Origin of the sequence: Natronomonas sp., assembly GCF_047616845.1 — an archaeon.
Classification (GTDB): domain Archaea; phylum Halobacteriota; class Halobacteria; order Halobacteriales; family Haloarculaceae; genus Natronomonas.
The window spans coordinates 1-14,611 of sequence record NZ_JBLGBY010000059.1; the positions used below are offsets into that span (position 1 = coordinate 1).

The 14,611-nt window shown below is 62.6% G+C and carries 16 protein-coding genes; 9 read left to right on the forward strand and 7 right to left on the reverse strand.

Annotated elements, in window-relative coordinates:
- Positions 1–69: 69 nt before the first annotated feature.
- Positions 70–633: a HalX domain-containing protein gene (locus ACI8UR_RS10805; RefSeq protein ID WP_411714498.1), complete on the reverse strand. Its 564-nt coding sequence runs from the start codon at positions 631–633 to the stop codon at positions 70–72.
- A gap of 152 nt (positions 634–785) precedes the next feature.
- Here ACI8UR_RS10805 and ACI8UR_RS10810 point away from each other — a divergent pair, with 152 nt between their 5' ends.
- The 4 genes from ACI8UR_RS10810 (at position 786) to ACI8UR_RS10825 (ending at position 4,705) form a co-directional block, all read left to right on the forward strand.
- Positions 786–2,291 carry a TraB/GumN family protein gene (locus ACI8UR_RS10810; protein ID WP_411714497.1) on the forward strand — a complete coding sequence of 502 codons (1,506 nt, stop codon included), beginning with the start codon at positions 786–788 and terminating at the stop codon, positions 2,289–2,291.
- A complete protein-coding gene (locus tag ACI8UR_RS10815) occupies positions 2,288–2,947 on the forward strand; it encodes a metalloprotease (RefSeq protein ID WP_411714496.1) in 660 nt (219 codons plus the stop codon). Before ACI8UR_RS10810 ends, ACI8UR_RS10815 begins: the two co-directional genes overlap by 4 nt.
- A gap of 64 nt (positions 2,948–3,011) precedes the next feature.
- Entirely contained in the window at positions 3,012–3,998 is a 987-nt protein-coding gene (gene purM, locus ACI8UR_RS10820) for a phosphoribosylformylglycinamidine cyclo-ligase (RefSeq protein WP_411714495.1), read from the forward strand.
- A gap of 164 nt (positions 3,999–4,162) precedes the next feature.
- Positions 4,163–4,705: a CBS domain-containing protein gene (locus tag ACI8UR_RS10825; RefSeq protein ID WP_411714516.1), complete on the forward strand. Its 543-nt coding sequence runs from the start codon at positions 4,163–4,165 to the stop codon at positions 4,703–4,705.
- Here ACI8UR_RS10825 and ACI8UR_RS10830 read toward each other — a convergent pair.
- Positions 4,702–5,064: a DUF555 domain-containing protein gene (locus ACI8UR_RS10830; protein WP_411714494.1), complete on the reverse strand. Its 363-nt coding sequence runs from the start codon at positions 5,062–5,064 to the stop codon at positions 4,702–4,704. The genes ACI8UR_RS10825 and ACI8UR_RS10830 overlap by 4 nt on opposite strands.
- Before the next feature lie 285 nt (positions 5,065–5,349).
- On the opposite strand from ACI8UR_RS10830, the gene ACI8UR_RS10835 reads away from it, so the two are divergent.
- From ACI8UR_RS10835 to ligA, 3 genes are all read left to right on the forward strand, one after another.
- On the forward strand, positions 5,350–5,526 hold the full coding sequence (locus ACI8UR_RS10835; RefSeq protein WP_411714493.1) for a hypothetical protein: 177 nt from the start codon (positions 5,350–5,352) through the stop codon (positions 5,524–5,526).
- Positions 5,527–5,566: 40 nt separating this feature from the next.
- Positions 5,567–6,286, forward strand: coding sequence for an archaeal proteasome endopeptidase complex subunit beta (gene psmB / locus ACI8UR_RS10840; RefSeq protein WP_411714492.1), 720 nt, complete (start codon positions 5,567–5,569; stop codon positions 6,284–6,286).
- A gap of 115 nt (positions 6,287–6,401) precedes the next feature.
- A complete protein-coding gene (ligA, locus tag ACI8UR_RS10845; RefSeq protein WP_415087864.1) occupies positions 6,402–8,057 on the forward strand; it encodes an ATP-dependent DNA ligase LigA in 1,656 nt (551 codons plus the stop codon).
- Here the strand turns inward: ligA and ACI8UR_RS10850 are convergent.
- Positions 8,054–8,305, reverse strand: a complete 252-nt coding sequence (locus tag ACI8UR_RS10850) for a hypothetical protein (RefSeq protein ID WP_411715742.1) — start codon at positions 8,303–8,305, stop codon at positions 8,054–8,056. The two genes, ligA and ACI8UR_RS10850, sit on opposite strands and share 4 nt — an antisense overlap.
- A gap of 95 nt (positions 8,306–8,400) precedes the next feature.
- Between ACI8UR_RS10850 and ACI8UR_RS10855 the strand changes: the two genes are divergently transcribed.
- Positions 8,401–9,099 (forward strand): MBL fold metallo-hydrolase, encoded by a 699-nt coding sequence (locus ACI8UR_RS10855; RefSeq protein ID WP_411715741.1) that lies wholly within the window; start codon positions 8,401–8,403, stop codon positions 9,097–9,099.
- Here the strand turns inward: ACI8UR_RS10855 and ACI8UR_RS10860 are convergent.
- The 3 genes from ACI8UR_RS10860 to ACI8UR_RS10870 form a co-directional block, all read right to left on the reverse strand.
- Positions 9,088–9,357: a hypothetical protein gene (locus tag ACI8UR_RS10860; protein WP_411715740.1), complete on the reverse strand. Its 270-nt coding sequence runs from the start codon at positions 9,355–9,357 to the stop codon at positions 9,088–9,090. The genes ACI8UR_RS10855 and ACI8UR_RS10860 overlap by 12 nt on opposite strands.
- A gap of 65 nt (positions 9,358–9,422) precedes the next feature.
- Positions 9,423–10,529, reverse strand: coding sequence for a DNA topoisomerase IV subunit A (locus tag ACI8UR_RS10865; protein ID WP_411715739.1), 1,107 nt, complete (start codon positions 10,527–10,529; stop codon positions 9,423–9,425).
- A gap of 1 nt (position 10,530) precedes the next feature.
- A complete protein-coding gene (locus ACI8UR_RS10870; RefSeq protein WP_411715738.1) occupies positions 10,531–12,927 on the reverse strand; it encodes a DNA topoisomerase VI subunit B in 2,397 nt (798 codons plus the stop codon).
- A gap of 180 nt (positions 12,928–13,107) precedes the next feature.
- Between ACI8UR_RS10870 and ACI8UR_RS10875 the strand changes: the two genes are divergently transcribed.
- Positions 13,108–13,677 carry a mechanosensitive ion channel domain-containing protein gene (locus ACI8UR_RS10875; RefSeq protein ID WP_411715744.1) on the forward strand — a complete coding sequence of 190 codons (570 nt, stop codon included), beginning with the start codon at positions 13,108–13,110 and terminating at the stop codon, positions 13,675–13,677.
- Positions 13,678–13,688: 11 nt separating this feature from the next.
- Here ACI8UR_RS10875 and ACI8UR_RS10880 read toward each other — a convergent pair.
- Positions 13,689–14,611 (reverse strand): RNA-guided endonuclease InsQ/TnpB family protein (locus ACI8UR_RS10880; RefSeq protein WP_415087865.1); only part of this gene is annotated, 923 nt, incomplete at its 5' end.

Sequence of the window (14,611 nt, forward strand, 5' to 3'; positions counted from 1 at the left end):
TCGTCATACTGGGTTGTTTCCGCTTCGGAGGAAGGGCGCTTCGATTCTACGACCTTCTCCCACCGACCGCTACGGTTCCTTGACGGCCGACCCGAACGTTTCGGGTTCCATCTGCGCTATGAGCTCCGAGGCCCGGCCGGAGAGCTCCTGATATCGCTCCTCGAGTCGGGCGTACTCATCGCTGTCTTCGAGCTCCCCTTCGGATTTCGCCGATTCGAGCATCGCTCGCTTCCGTGCAAGGCTGAACTGACGCTGGAGGGCATCGTCGTACTCCGAAAGAGTGAGTAGGCGGTCGACGACCGACTCGATGTCCGCTTTTCCGACTGGTTTCGTCACGTAGGCGTCGAACGGCATCTCGATGATGTCGAAATCCGGGTCGACCGCGGTGACCATCGCCACCCTGCAGTCGTACCCTTCCTCATCAATGCGGTCGAGCACCTCATCGCCGCTCATCCCGGGCATCCGCCGGTCGAGCAAGATGGCGTCCGCGTCGGGGACTCTCTCGAGTGCATCCGATCCATCTGTCGCGACGAGTGTCTCGTACTCGTCGCCGAGCCAGAGGGCGTATCCCTCCGCAACGTGTGGCTCATCGTCCACGACGAGCACTGTCGGTGTCTCAGTGGTCACGGCCATATCCCCTCCCCGATGTCTGCCATCCGCTAGCTGCAACCCCCGATTACATCCGGCAACATGACAAACCAATTAGGCCCAACGCATTTAATACCCGGTCACAGTCCTCATGCCATCCCGACACACGTAAGCCGCTTGCCCGATTGAAACCGACAATGAGCGAAGACGTCGAGGAGGGTTCTGTGCGAGTCGTCGGGACGGCGCACGTCTCCGAGGCGAGCGTCAACGAGGTCGAAGAGGTCATCGATGCCGAACGCCCCGACGTCGTCGCCGTCGAACTCGACGAGGGCCGCTATCGGCAGATGAAAGGCGAGACGCCCGACGACCTCGATGCGGGCGATCTGCTCCGTGGCAACACGGTGTATCAGTTCCTCGCGTACTGGATGCTCTCGTACATCCAGGCGCGGCTCGGCGACCGCTTCGACATTGAGCCGGGTGCCGAGATGAAAGCCGCAATCGACACCGCGGAGGGATTCGACATCGATGTTGCTCTCGTCGACCGCGACATCCAGGTGACGATACAGCGTTTCTGGGCCAGTCTCTCCTTCATGGAGAAACTCAAACTCATCGGCGGGCTCGCCGTCGGCGCCGGCAATCCTCGCGAGATCGGGATGGGTGTCGGAATCGGTATCGCCCTCATGCTGTCGATAATCGCGGGCGCCATCGCGGGGCCGTTCGTCGTCCCAGCAACTATCGGCCCGAGTTTCCTCGTCACTATCGTGGATACGCTCGTGGTCGGACTGGGCGTCGGTCTCGCTCTTGGCGCCGCACTCATCGTCTTCCTGGAGCGAAGCGCCCCTGAAGACGACGACCTCCAGGAGTTCGATATCGAGGAGATGACCGATACCGATGTCGTAAGCGCGATGATGGAGGAGTTCCGTCGGTTCTCTCCCGGTGGCGCCGAGGCGCTCATCGACGAACGCGATGCCTACATCGCACATCAGTTGGTCGCACTCCGCGAGCAGGGCAAACACGCCGTCGCCATCGTCGGTGCCGGCCACCGTGAGGGCATCGAGCGCTATCTTGAAACGCCGGAACTGCTGCCACCGATGAGTGACTTGACTGGTCGCACCTCCGGCAGTCGGTTCTCGCTGTACAAGCTGTTCGGCTACCTGTTCACGCTCGGCTTCCTCGCGTTCTTCGTCCTCTTGGCCATCGCGACGTACACCGGGGTCGAAGGCGCCTCCAGTGAACTGCTCTTCCGGCTGTTCGCGGCGTGGTTCCTGGTCAACGGCATCATCGCGTTCGGACTGGCGAAGCTCGCCGGCGCTCACTGGCGCTCCGCCAGCATCGGCGGCGGCGTCGCCTGGCTGACGAGCGTCAATCCGCTGCTTGCGCCGGGGTGGTTTGCCGGCTACGTCGAACTCCGCTATCTCGATGTCAACGTCAGCGACATCTCGACGCTCAACGAGATCATGTCCGACGAAGAGGCACCGATTCGACAGCTCTGGCACGACCTCCGTGCAGTCCCGCTGTTCCGGCTCATCATGATCGTCGCGCTGACGAACGTCGGAAGCTTCATCGGCAGTGTGGTGTTCGCGACCGTCCTGCTTCCGTATCTGTTCGCCGGGTCGGGTATCGAGGGTGCTGAAGGTGTTGCACGCCTCATGTTGGCTGGCGCGCGCAACAGCGTCGACATCATTGTGGGGGCGTTCGCATGAGCGCGAGCGCCATCGAGGTGAGCGGCATCCGTTTTTCTCCCGACGAGATGCGTGACCTCGCTATCGCGTGGGTCGCACTGGGTATCGCCTTCAGCGTCTTCATCTTCGTCGCGACCGGCCGGCAGGTGTTTCCGGACATCGCGGGGGCCTTCACGTCGCCGCTTTTCGTCCGGGTGTTCCTCATCAGCATGCTGACCGTCGGCGTCGGCTTCCTGCTGCACGAACTGGCTCACAAGGTCGTGGCGGTTCGGTTCGGGCAGGTCGCTGCGTTTAAAGCCGATTACTCGATGCTGGCACTCTGTGTCGGCGCCGCCTTCGCTGGCTTTCTGTTCGCCGCGCCTGGGGCCGTTTACCACCGTGGCCGCATCACTGTCCGACAGAACGGCCTGGTGTCGGTCGCGGGGCCGCTGACGAACGTTGCTCTGGTTGCCCTCTTCTTCCCACTCGTCGCGTTCGGTGGCTTCCTCGGTGACGTGGGGCAACTCGGTGTCCTCGTCAACGCCATCCTCGCAGCCTTCAACATGATTCCGTTCGGCCCGCTGGACGGCAAGAAGGTGCTCTCCTGGAGCAAGGCCGTCTTCGCCGTCGTGTTCGCGGGGACGGCCGCGCTCGCGGTCGGTTCCTATTTCATTCTCGGCGGCTTCCCGCAGTTCTGAGCCGCCGGCGCTGTCGTCGCGTCCAACCGACGCGCTTTTGCTCCGTTCGGCCGCCGCTCTTTGTATGACCGAGGACGCAGACGATTCCGAGGAGGGACTCACCTACGCCGAGACGGGGGTCGACATCGAGGCCAGCGAGGCCGCGACGGCGGCACTCATCGGCGCTGTCGGGGAGTTCGAAGGCGATTACGCGGGGCTCATCGACATCGGCGACCGCTATCTCGCCCTCGCGACGGACGGCGTCGGGACGAAACTGCTCGTCGCAGAGGCGCTCGGCGACTACTCGACAATCGGCATCGATTGTATCGCGATGAACGCGAACGACCTCATCGCGACCGGCGTTACACCGGTCGCCTTCGTCGATTATCTCGCCGTCGAAACACCGGATGACGAGACGGCAGAGCAGGTCGGCGACGGGCTCTCGGCTGGCGCCGAACAGGCGGAGATCGCTCTCATCGGCGGCGAGACGGCCGTGATGCCCGACGTCATCAAGGGCCTCGACCTCGCGGGCGCCTGTGCCGGGCTAGCGACCGATGCGGAACTGTTCGATGGCGAGGCCCGCGAGGACGACCTTCTCGTTGGCCTGCCGTCCTCAGGCATTCACTCGAACGGACTGACGCTCGCACGGGAAGCGGCGACGATGAACCACGAGTACACCGACCCGTTCCCGTACGACGAGGAGCGAAGCATCGGGGAGGTGCTTCTGGAGCCGACTCGTATCTATCGAGAGGCTCTGGCGCCGCTGCACGCCGCCGAAACCCACGCTGCCGCCCACGTCACTGGCGGTGGCTGGACGAACCTCTCGCGGATGGGCGAGTTCCGCTACGTCATCGACGACCCCTTCGAACCACAGCCGATCTTCGAGTTCGTCCAGGAGGAAGGCGACGTGAGCGACGAGGAGATGCACCGGACGTTCAACATGGGGACGGGCTTTGTGGCAGCGCTGCCGGCAGACGACGCCGAAGCCGTCGCTGACGAACTCGACGACGCACGCGTAATCGGCCGCGCGGAATCGGGCGACAGTGTCGAAATTCGCGGCCTGGAGTTGTAGCGAACAGGCGGGGCCGTTCCGTCGGTCGACCCGTCCCCGCGCTCCCGCCTCGGGGGCCGACCGCACCGTCTACGTCACGGGCAGTCTGATCGCGGAATCGTATTTCAATCCCCGGTCGCGGCGGAAACCTTTTTGATAACCACGGGTTATTGTGCCGTATGGGAATGGATTTGCCGACGCCAGCTGACCTCCGCGAACGGCGGACGAACTTGGAGTTGACCCAGAGCGAACTCGCAGAGCGGGCGGACGTCTCCCAACCACTCATCGCTCGCATTGAAGGTGGCGACGTCGACCCACGGCTCTCGACGCTCCGGCGCATCGTCAACGCGCTCGATGAGGCCGAGAGCGCGGTAATGCACGCAGAGGACATCATGCACGAAGGCGTCATCAGCATCGCGCCGGACGACAGCGTCCGCGAAGCGATCGATCTGATGGTTCGGGAGGGGTACTCCCAGCTACCGGTCGTCCGAGACGGCCGTCCGCAGGGGGTCATCTCGAACTCCGATATCCGCCAGCTCGACTCGGAGACGGCGGGCGACCTGCCGGTCGCGGATGCCATGCGAGAATCCATCACCACTGTCGAGCCGGACGCGACGCTCGATGAGGTGAACGCACATCTCAACCATCAGGATGCGGTGATGGTCGTCGAGGAAGGGCAGCTACTCGGAATCATCACCGAGGCCGACGTCGCGGCCCATATCTCCTAGTTCTCTTCGACTTCTTCCGCGAGCTCCTGGGTATCGATGACCTTCAGCGGAACGTCCCGAAGCGCACCACCGATTTCGCTTTTGGCGATGCGGACGGCGTGTTGGGTGCTGTCGGCGTTGAACACCTTCATCTCCAGCAGGAGCCCGACGAGGGCCGTGTCCGCGGCGATGAACGCCGAGTCGAACGGCTCGCCGCAGGCCGGACAGGGCGTCGCTCCGACCTCGACTTCGACGTAGTCCATATCATCATCGTTCAGACGCTTCCCGGCTTCGCTGACGGCGACACCGATGGCGTCGTCGATCTCCTCGACGTCACGAACCAGCCACGCGGCTTCCATCGCGACGAGGTAATTGCTCATGTCTGTTGTAAGCGGGCCATGACGGATAGCCCTATTGTTTCGGGTCTCTCGGCACCGCGGCCGCGGTGCGCACGTGACCGCCATTATCGCTATAACTTATGACGATAGCGCCGGCAGCATACCCCGGCTATCCGTCTCAAGCGCTGGTCGTGGCGGTTCGTTGACCGATATTACGGTGGAACGGAAACCGCAAGATGGCGGCGCCCCATTTCTTCATAATCTATCATCAGTCTCCTCGAAATAACGGGAAAGCTTATACACACCCAACGATTTGGCGTGGCTAACATGGCATCAAGCCTGTACCGGGCGACTGTGTTCGCTCTGTACCAGTTCAGCATCGTCCTCGGCATCACGCTCCTCCCCGTCGCCCTCGTGGCGAACCGAGCAGGCGTTCCGTTCCCCGTCGGCCGTCTCATCGAGCGACTCAGCCAAGCACACGAGGAAGCGGCGTCAGCGGCCTGACCGGAAGGTTTTATCAGCGGTGGGTTTGTACGAGCAGCCAATGCGACAGCCAGAATCCTCCCTGCCACGCACCGGCCAGGATCACACCCTTTCGCCGTACGAACCTGAACTCGGCGAGGTGCCGTCTAACGACCTCACAGCCGACGACCTCGAAAGCGTCAACAAGACGGGAACGACCACCATCGGCATCTCGACGAGCGAAGGCGTCGTCGTCGCGACTGACATGCGAGCCTCTCTCGGCGGTCGCTTTGTCTCGAACAAGGACGTCCAGAAGGTCGAACAGATTCACCCCAACGCCGCCCTGACGCTCGTCGGCAGCGTCGGCGGTGCCCAGTCGTTCATCCGCTCGCTCCGCGCCGAGGTCAACCTCTACGAAGCCCGCCGCGATAAGGACATCTCCATCGAAGCGCTCGCGACGCTCGCGGGCAACTTCGCCCGCGGCGGCCCCTTCTTCGCTATCAATCCGATTCTCGGCGGCGTCGACGATGACGGCCACCACGTCTTCTCCATCGACCCCGCAGGCGGCGTCATGAAGGACGACTACACCGTCACCGGCTCCGGCCTCACAGTCGCCTACGGCACCCTCGAACGCGAGTACGAAGACGACATGACCAACGAGGAAGCAAAGCGGGTCGCAGCCTCCGGCGTCAAAGCTGCCGTCGAGCGCGATACCGGCTCCGGCAACGGTGTTTTCCTCGCCACCGTCACCGACGAAGGCGTCGACATCAAGGGCCACAAGAACTTCGACGACGTTCTGTAACCCGAACTTTTTGCACGGCGCAGCTCCGGCGCGCTTCGCGCGCCTCGCGGATGCCTTTCGTTCTCTCTGCCGCGATTCACACCTTTTAATCAGACGACTCACCTACGGACAGCCGATGGAATTCGCCGAGTTCGCCGCCCGAGCAGACGAGATCGAGGCCGAACCCGCAGACCTCAAAACAGTCGGCCTCGTCGCCAACCTCTTCGAGGACGCCGGCGACGAACTCAGTATCATCACGCGATTCGTTCAGGGACGAGTCTTCCCGGCCCACGACGGAACCAAACTCGATATCGGCCCGTCGCTCTGTTATGAGGCCCTCGCGAAGGCAGCCGGCACGAACGTCTCCGCCGAAGATATCGAAGCACGGCTCGCGGATATCGGCGAAATCGGCGCCGTGGCAGAGGGGCTCGACCTCGGTGGGCAGCAGGGTCTGGCAGCTTTCGGCGCTGGCGATGGACAGGACGGCCTCACCGTCGCCGAGGTCGATGCCGAACTCCGCGGACTCGCGGCAGCGGCGGGGGCCGGCAGCACCGACACCAAACTCGACACCCTGTTCGGGCTGTTCAACCGCGCTGAACCGCTCGAAGCCCGGTTCCTCGCCAGGCTCGTCCTCGGGGAGATGCGCATCGGCGTCGGTGAAGGAACAGTCCGTGACGCCATCGCCGAAGCCTTCGAGGTGTCCGTCGAATCCGTCGAGCGGGCGCTGCAGGTGTCGAACGACTGCGGCCTCGTCGCTGAGACGGCACGCGATGAGGGCACCGCTGGCCTCGATTCGGTACACCTCGAGATCGGCCGCCCGGTCAAGGCGATGCTGGCACAGGCCGGCACGGCCGTCGATGCGCTCGAATCGTGGAATACTGCAGCTGTTGAAACCAAATTCGACGGCGCACGCGTGCAGGTGCATTACGACGGTGACACCGTCCAGCTCTTCTCGCGCAATCTGGAGGACGTGACCGACCCGCTTCCGGAGGTGGTCGAGTTCGTCGACGACCAACTCGACGTGCCCGCTATCCTGGACGGGGAAGTCGTCGCAATCGACGACGCCGGCGACCCGCTCCCGTTCCAGGAGATTCTCCGGCGGTTCCGCCGGAAACACGACGTGGCAGCGACGCGTGAAGACGTCGCCGTCGAACTGAACGCCTTCGACTGCCTGCACGCTGACGGAGAGGATTTGCTGGACGAACCGCTGACGGCACGTCACGAGTGTCTCTCCGGCCTTCTCGATGCTGGCGTCTCCGAACTCACGATTACGTCTGAGGCCGACCAGGTGGCCGACCTGGAGGCGGCGGCTCTGGAGGCCGGCCACGAGGGTATCATGCTGAAGAACCCGGAGTCGGCGTACACGCCGGGAAACCGCGGTCAGAACTGGCTGAAGCGCAAGCCCGACGTGGAGACGCTCGACCTCGTCGTCACGGGCGCCGAGTGGGGCGAGGGACGACGGGCAAACGTCCTCGGAACCTTCTTGCTTTCGGCCCGCGATGGTGACGACTACGAGACGCTCGGGAAGGTCGCGACGGGCATCACCGACGAAGAATTGGCCGACCTCCACGAACTGCTGGAGCCACACGTCCGTTCGGAAACCGGAACGGAGGTCGATATCGAACCGGCTGTCGTGTTCGAGGTGGGATACGAGGAGATACAGGCGTCGCCGACGTACTCGTCCGGGTACGCGCTCCGATTTCCCCGGTTCGTCGGCGTTCGGGCGGACAAAAGCCCGGCCGACGCTGACAGCCTCGACCGCATCGAGCGACTGGCAGCGGGTCAGTCCTAATCCTGAACGCGGTCGTCGAGATCGTCGAGGCGGGCTTCGAGTCGGTCGAGTCGGTCGACAACGTCCGCGAGTGTCGCTTCGTCAGCGGCGTGTTCATCGACCGATTCGATGCGGCGAGCGAGCTCGTCGTGTATCTCGCCCGCGACTGATTTGTACTCGTCGAGTTCTTCCTGGAGGGCTGACGTGTCCGTCTTCGTGGCGTCCTCTAGCTGGGCCACGTGGCGTGCGAGTTCTTCATCACTCGCCATAACTTCCAATTGGACTCGACCACTATAAAATGGCATCCGTGGTTTCACCTCGAGAAAACCGCGGGGTTTGAGACGCGCCGAACGCAAGAGAGGGTATGATACAACACGACGGCCTCGAACTGTCGTGGCTCGGCTACGCCACGCTGCGAGTGGCGAACGCCGACACAGTCGTCTATCTCGACCCGGGTCGCTACGGCGTCCTCGACGATATCGAAACACCGCTTGGGGACGGCGATATCGTCTGTGTCACCCACAACCACCACTACGACACCGATGGTATCCGCCGGGTCGCGGACGCAGATGCGACGCTCGTCCTCTTCGAGGGCATCAACACCCACCGAATCAGCCGGGATATCGAGCGACCTGCCGACCTCCCGTACGAGATTCGGGAGGTCGACATGGAGTCAGACATCGCCATCGATGACGTGATACTCCGGACGACGGCCGCCTACAACGAGCCCGATGGCCCTCACGTCCGCCCGAACGGCGAGCCGTACCATCCCAAAGGGCTCGGCTGTGGCTTCCACGTCACGCTTGAAGGAACGTCGGTTTACTGGCCCGGCGACACGGACGTTCTCGACGGCCACGAACACCTCGATGTTGACGTGTTCTGCCCACCAATCGGTGGGTCGTTCACGATGAATCGTCACGAGGCGGCCGACCTCGCCGAGGCACTCGACCCCGAACTCGTCATCCCGATACACTACGATACGTTCGATGCAATCGAGGCCGATGCTGAGGCGTTCGCGTCCGACCTCGAGGCTCGTGGTATCAGTGTCCACTTAGACGAGTAACTGCACCGTCAACACGACGGCACCGACCAAAGCGAGCCCGAACAACAGCCGGAAGACGAAGGTTACGTACGGCTCGTCTCGAATCAGGCTCCGGTCGGCCTCCCTCGGATTCAGCAACCGCTTGCGGAACGAGAGCAACGAGTATCGGTCGGCATCAGTGTCGGCCTCGTCAGCGGGTTCGACGTTCGACGACCCACAGACGCACGTCTCCGGCGGCTCATCGTGAGACCGTCCACACTCCGCACAGCGCCACTCCATGCTTCTATCTGGCGCCCGCGGAAGAAAAGGGTGTGCCCGTCGGTTAACCGTGCGAACCGCGCCGATTACAGTACGCCCATGTCGCCGAGCCGTTCGGGCAGGTAGGTGTCGGTCACGAAGTCAAGCCCGCGCGAGGCGAGCGCCTGCTGTTCGGCCTTCTTGCCGATATCGAGCTGGAGCTCGATCTGTTCCGTCCAGTAGTCGTCCTGGAATCGGGGGTCGTCGAGCTCGCTTTCGAGGGCGTTGATGTCGGAGTCGGCGAGCGGGTCGGTCGGCAGGTCGTACTCGACGATATCCTCCGGCTGGATGCCGATGAAATCAGCGGCGGGTGTCGCCAGATACTCCGAGAGGTGCGCTGATTTGATGGAGCCGTAGGCGACCGACCCGTAGATGCGGTACGACCACGGGTCGCCGTCAGTGAACACCGTCACCGGCAGATCGAGTTCGTCGTGCAGCCGACGCGTGATGCGCCGTGTCGCGCGGGCCGGCTGGCCCTTGAGGTGGACGACGATGACGTTGTACTGCTCGTCGAAGCCGTTCTCGACGAGGCGGTCGCGCATCCCACCGGTCTCGACGCACAGGACGAAATCGGCGTCGTTGTCGAGGAACTCGATGGTGTCGGGGTTGTTCGGAATCTGATAGCCGCCCTCCCCGACGTCTTTCTGGCAGTGAATCTCCCGTTCGCCGCGGCGGGTCTGCTCGCGGAGATACAGCGGCCCCATGATGGTCGCACCGGACTCCTCGGGGCGCATGTGGAAGTCCTCGCGGGTGACCTCGCTGACGATTTCGAGGTCTTCGATGAGCTGATTGGATTCGTCCTGGTCGTTGAACTGGGCGCGCTCGTTGTCCCACGATTCGGAGAGGTAGTACAGTTCACGCAGCGTCGAGGAGCGTTCCTGCTCCAGTTGGTCTGCGAGGAATTCGATGGTGTAGACGGCTTTCAGGAGCTTCTGAGCGCCGCGGACGCTGTTTGCCGACCGCGTGGAGTGGCGGTCGCCGTACACCCAGACGTTCTCGTCCTCGTCGAAGACGATGTTGCTTTTCGTCCGAGTGGGGATCTCCATCTGCGGAACCGTCCCCTCGGCGAACTGGTCGTAGAACTCCGCTGCGAGGTCGATGAGTCGCTCGCGAGCGAGTTCGTCCTCGATGTCGGCGTCGGATTCTGTGCTCATGTTAGGCGTTGATAGTGAGTTTCTCGGCTTCGATGCCCTCGACGGAGACATCGAAGTCGGCGTCTCCGTCGATATCGTATTCGAGTGTGGCCTTCTCGCCGCCCGAAACCGTCGGCGACCACTTCAGGAACCACTCGCCATCCATCTCGACGACGGTGGCGTCGTCGTGGTCGCCCGGGTCGGCGGTGACGATCTCCGTGATCTCGGGGTCGACGTTCGTGTCGCCGTAGTTGTGGACTGTCAACCGCACCGTCGACCCGTCGACCGTCCGCTCGACGAGGACGTTGTTCATGATGCGAGCCAGCGAATCGTCGATGTTGAGCGATTCGCGCTCGGTGACCTCCGAGAGTTTCTCGGCCATTTGCGGGAGGATTTCGGCGATGACGTTCTGCTTGCGTCGGCGCTTCTCCAGCGACCGGCGCTTGTTGAGATACGATTTGAGTTCGCGGGCCGCCTCCCGGAGGGCGAGCTCAATCTCGTCTTCGATTTCGGGGATGTTGGCGACGGCATCCTTCGACTCGCTCGTGAACGGCACGTTCGTCGAGGCGACGTGTATCATCAGGACGGCGGGGCCGTTCGGCATGCCGCTACCCCCTGGCTGGTCGAGCCCGTAGTTCCGCCAGTTGATGTTCTTGACGACGTCGACGGTCGCACAGGCGCCGCGCTGATAGACCAGCGGGACGCGGTTGGCGAAGCGAAGTACCTCAGCCTGTCCGCCGTCTTCGAGGTCGCCACCGTAGGCGATGCCGGCTTCGACGACGAATGGGTCGCCACCGTGCACCTCGGCGTCGCGGGTCGCAGCGGCGTAGAAATCCGCATCGTACTCCTTCTCGAGGCCGGCATAGACCAGCTCCTCCGAGATGGGGGCCAGACAGCCGGTCGGCGGCGCGAGGATGTCCGTCTCGCGCATCGCCTCGAGCATCTGGGCGGCCGTATCCCGGTCGTCCGCGATGGAGTTGACCTTCGGCACTTCGTCGGGCACCTGTACCGCGTGTTCCCAGACGGCGTCCGTGACCTTCTCTCGGGCCGTGTCGCCGAACGTGGCGTCGTCGTACTCCTCGGTGTTGTCCGCAGACCGGTCGACGTACTCCCGAAGTTTCTCGCGGGTGACGCGGTTGCGCCAGTCGTCCTGCCTTTCGAACTTCTCGGCGAGTCGCGTCGCCAGGCCGTCGATGGCGGCGTCGTCCTTCCGGCTCGTCGTTGCCTCGTCGACCAGCTCATAGCAGTCCGCGGCGCGCTCGTCGATGATCTCGCCCCAGGCGGCTTCGACAGCGTTCTCCCGAACCGTCGCCCCGAACGTCTCGTCGAACTCGTCTTCGACGTCGTTGGCCGTCTCCTCGACGATGGCGTCGACCTCGGAGTGTGCGATGCGTTCGTGGTCGCTGACGGCCTCTTTGACTCGGCGTGCGAAGGCAGCCGTGGCCTCGGCGCTTTTGTTCGCGACGGCACCCCGAACAGCGGGCTCGATGTCGGCTTCCTCGTGGGCCTGTGGCGGCTTCCAGGCGACCCCCCGGCCGAAGTGGCGGTCGCGAAGATTGGCGAGGACGCTGTCTGCCGTTTTCGCGCCGACGCGAGTGAACTCACCCTGGAGAAACCCAGAGACGGAGTACGAATCGGTCGCGTCGAGCATCTTCAGCAGTGTCCCGAGTTCGACGCCGTGGGGATGGGGGCGAATCTCCTCGGTTTCCGGCGGGAGGTCGTCCGTCGCACGCTCGAATTTGAACGACTCCTTCGGCTCGTGGAACTCGATGCGAGCGTGGGGGTTGACGACGGCGGTGTATTTGATGTAATCGTGGAGCTGCTGGCGGGCGCGCATGTTCGCCTCCATCTCCAGTTCGATGCGCGTGCCGTGTGGGCGCTCCCAGGAGGCATCCTCTTCGACGTCGATTTCGGGCTCGTTCGTGTCGGTATCGATGGTGAGCTCGAAGTATTTCGCGTCGCCGCCGTTGTTCGTCTTGGAGGTGATTTTGGCGGGTTTGCCGGAGGTAAGCTGCGAGAAGAGCACGGCCGCGGAGATACCGATACCCTGCTGGCCACGCGACTGCTCGCGGGCGTGGAACCGGGAGCCGTAGAGGAGCTTCCCGAACACCTTCGGAATCTGCTCTTTCGTGATTCCGGGGCCGTTGTCCTCGACGACGAGCCGGTAGTAGCTGCCGGCCTCCTCGATTTCGACGTAGATGTCCGGCAGGATGCCGGCCTCCTCGGTGGCGTCTAAGGCGTTGTCGACGGCTTCCTTGACAGCGGTGACGAGCGCCTTCGCCCCGCTGTCGAAGCCGAGCATCTGCTTGTTCTTCTCGAAGAACTCGGCGATAGAGATGGAGCGCTGGCTACGAGCGAGCTCCTCCGCGATGGGCTCGCTCCCGCCGCCCTCCGCGAGTTGCGACTGATACGAGGTCATTCAATCGGAGGTAAACCTCCGGGAACGTAAAACCTCGTCGGGAGCGCGGTGAAAGTGGAAGCAGGCGACGGCACGACGTGCATGACGGGCGTCCGACGCCTACACCGCGACCACGGCGTCGACGACGAGCAGGACGACCCCGACGCGAACGCTTTTGCCCGTCCGGTGAGGGGTGCCGACATGGCCGTTCAGTTCGTGACCCGTATCGTCGAGCGGACGCTCGCAGAACTCGCCGACGGCATCGAGGCCGCCATCCCGCGTCTCATCACCGGCCTCGTGTTCGGCATCGTCGCGTACATCGCGATTCGGCTGCTTTTGACGGTTCTCGGAGCCGCACTTCGACGGTACTATACTGAGCGGCAGGCGCTCGTCGCGCAACTGTTCGTCACCATCGTCGGCCTGTTCCTGTGGTTCGGCGCGGCGCTTGCGTTCCTGAAAATCGTCGGCTTCGGCGACATCGCGGCGAGTCTCGGCACCGCCGTCGGCTTCATCGCTTTGGGCATCTCCTATGCGCTCTCGGAGATGATCGAAGACACCGTCGCCGGGGTCTACCTCCTTCGCGACCCCGATTTCGAGGTCGGCGACCGCGTGGAGGTCGATGGCACGGAGGGAATCGTCTCGGCCATCGAACTGCGGAAGAGCCGTTTCACGCTCGATAACGGCGATACGACCATCCTCGCGAACCGCGATGTTGAGGCCGAGTGGACGAAGCGTGCTGAGGTACGTAGCGAACCGCCCGGTTCCGAGTGAACTACCCTACCCTACGCAGCCATGCGGGCTTTGTTGAGGGTAGGGCTTCCTGATTCAATGACGTGACTTGCAGACACTGACTCAAACTGAGTCGTGTCCGTAGCGGCCACAGTCTCCACAGGCGTATCTTCGGGCCATCCCAGCCCTAACTCGTCAAACCCGCGCTGCAAAATATTCACGGCTGCATTCGCATCTCTATCCGTCTCAAACCCACACGACGGGCACGAATGCTCTCGCACCCAAATCGGCTTGGCCGTTTCCACACCACAACTAGCGCACTCTTTGGTCGTTCCACGTGGTTCGACCTCAATGACGTGACAGCCGTATTTGTCAGTTTTGTACTTCAGGAGTTCCAGGAACTGACGCCACGCCGCATTCTGCTTATTCCGGGCGTTGTGTGATTGTTCAAGCATCTCTTTCACATCAAGATCCTCAACAAACACCGCCTCATACTCGGTCACCAACCACGTCGTGAGTTTATCCTGAAAATCACGCACCTTATTCTTGATGTGGCGCTTAACCTTCGCCATACGCTTGCGTGCTTTCTCCCAATTACTACTGCCTTCAACGCGCCGTGAAAGCACTCGCTGCGCCTTCCGCAACCGTCCATACTCACTCTCCAAATCGAGTGAATCGACCGAAATACCATCGCTGGTATGGATATAATTGATGATGCCAAGATCAACACCAACACTATTCTCAGGTGTGATCTCATCAATACTCGGCTTTGTTGGTGTATTACCGTCTTCGAGCGAGAAACTCACAAACCAGTCACCCGTGGTTTCTTTCTTGATCGTGACTTCCTTGATTGCAGCTTCATCAGGGATTTCACGGTGATACCGTATTGGGATGTCACCGATTTTGCTGAGCCAGAGTGTTGCAGTCCGACCACTCGTATTTTTGAGCTCGAACCCGGACTGACTATACGTCATAC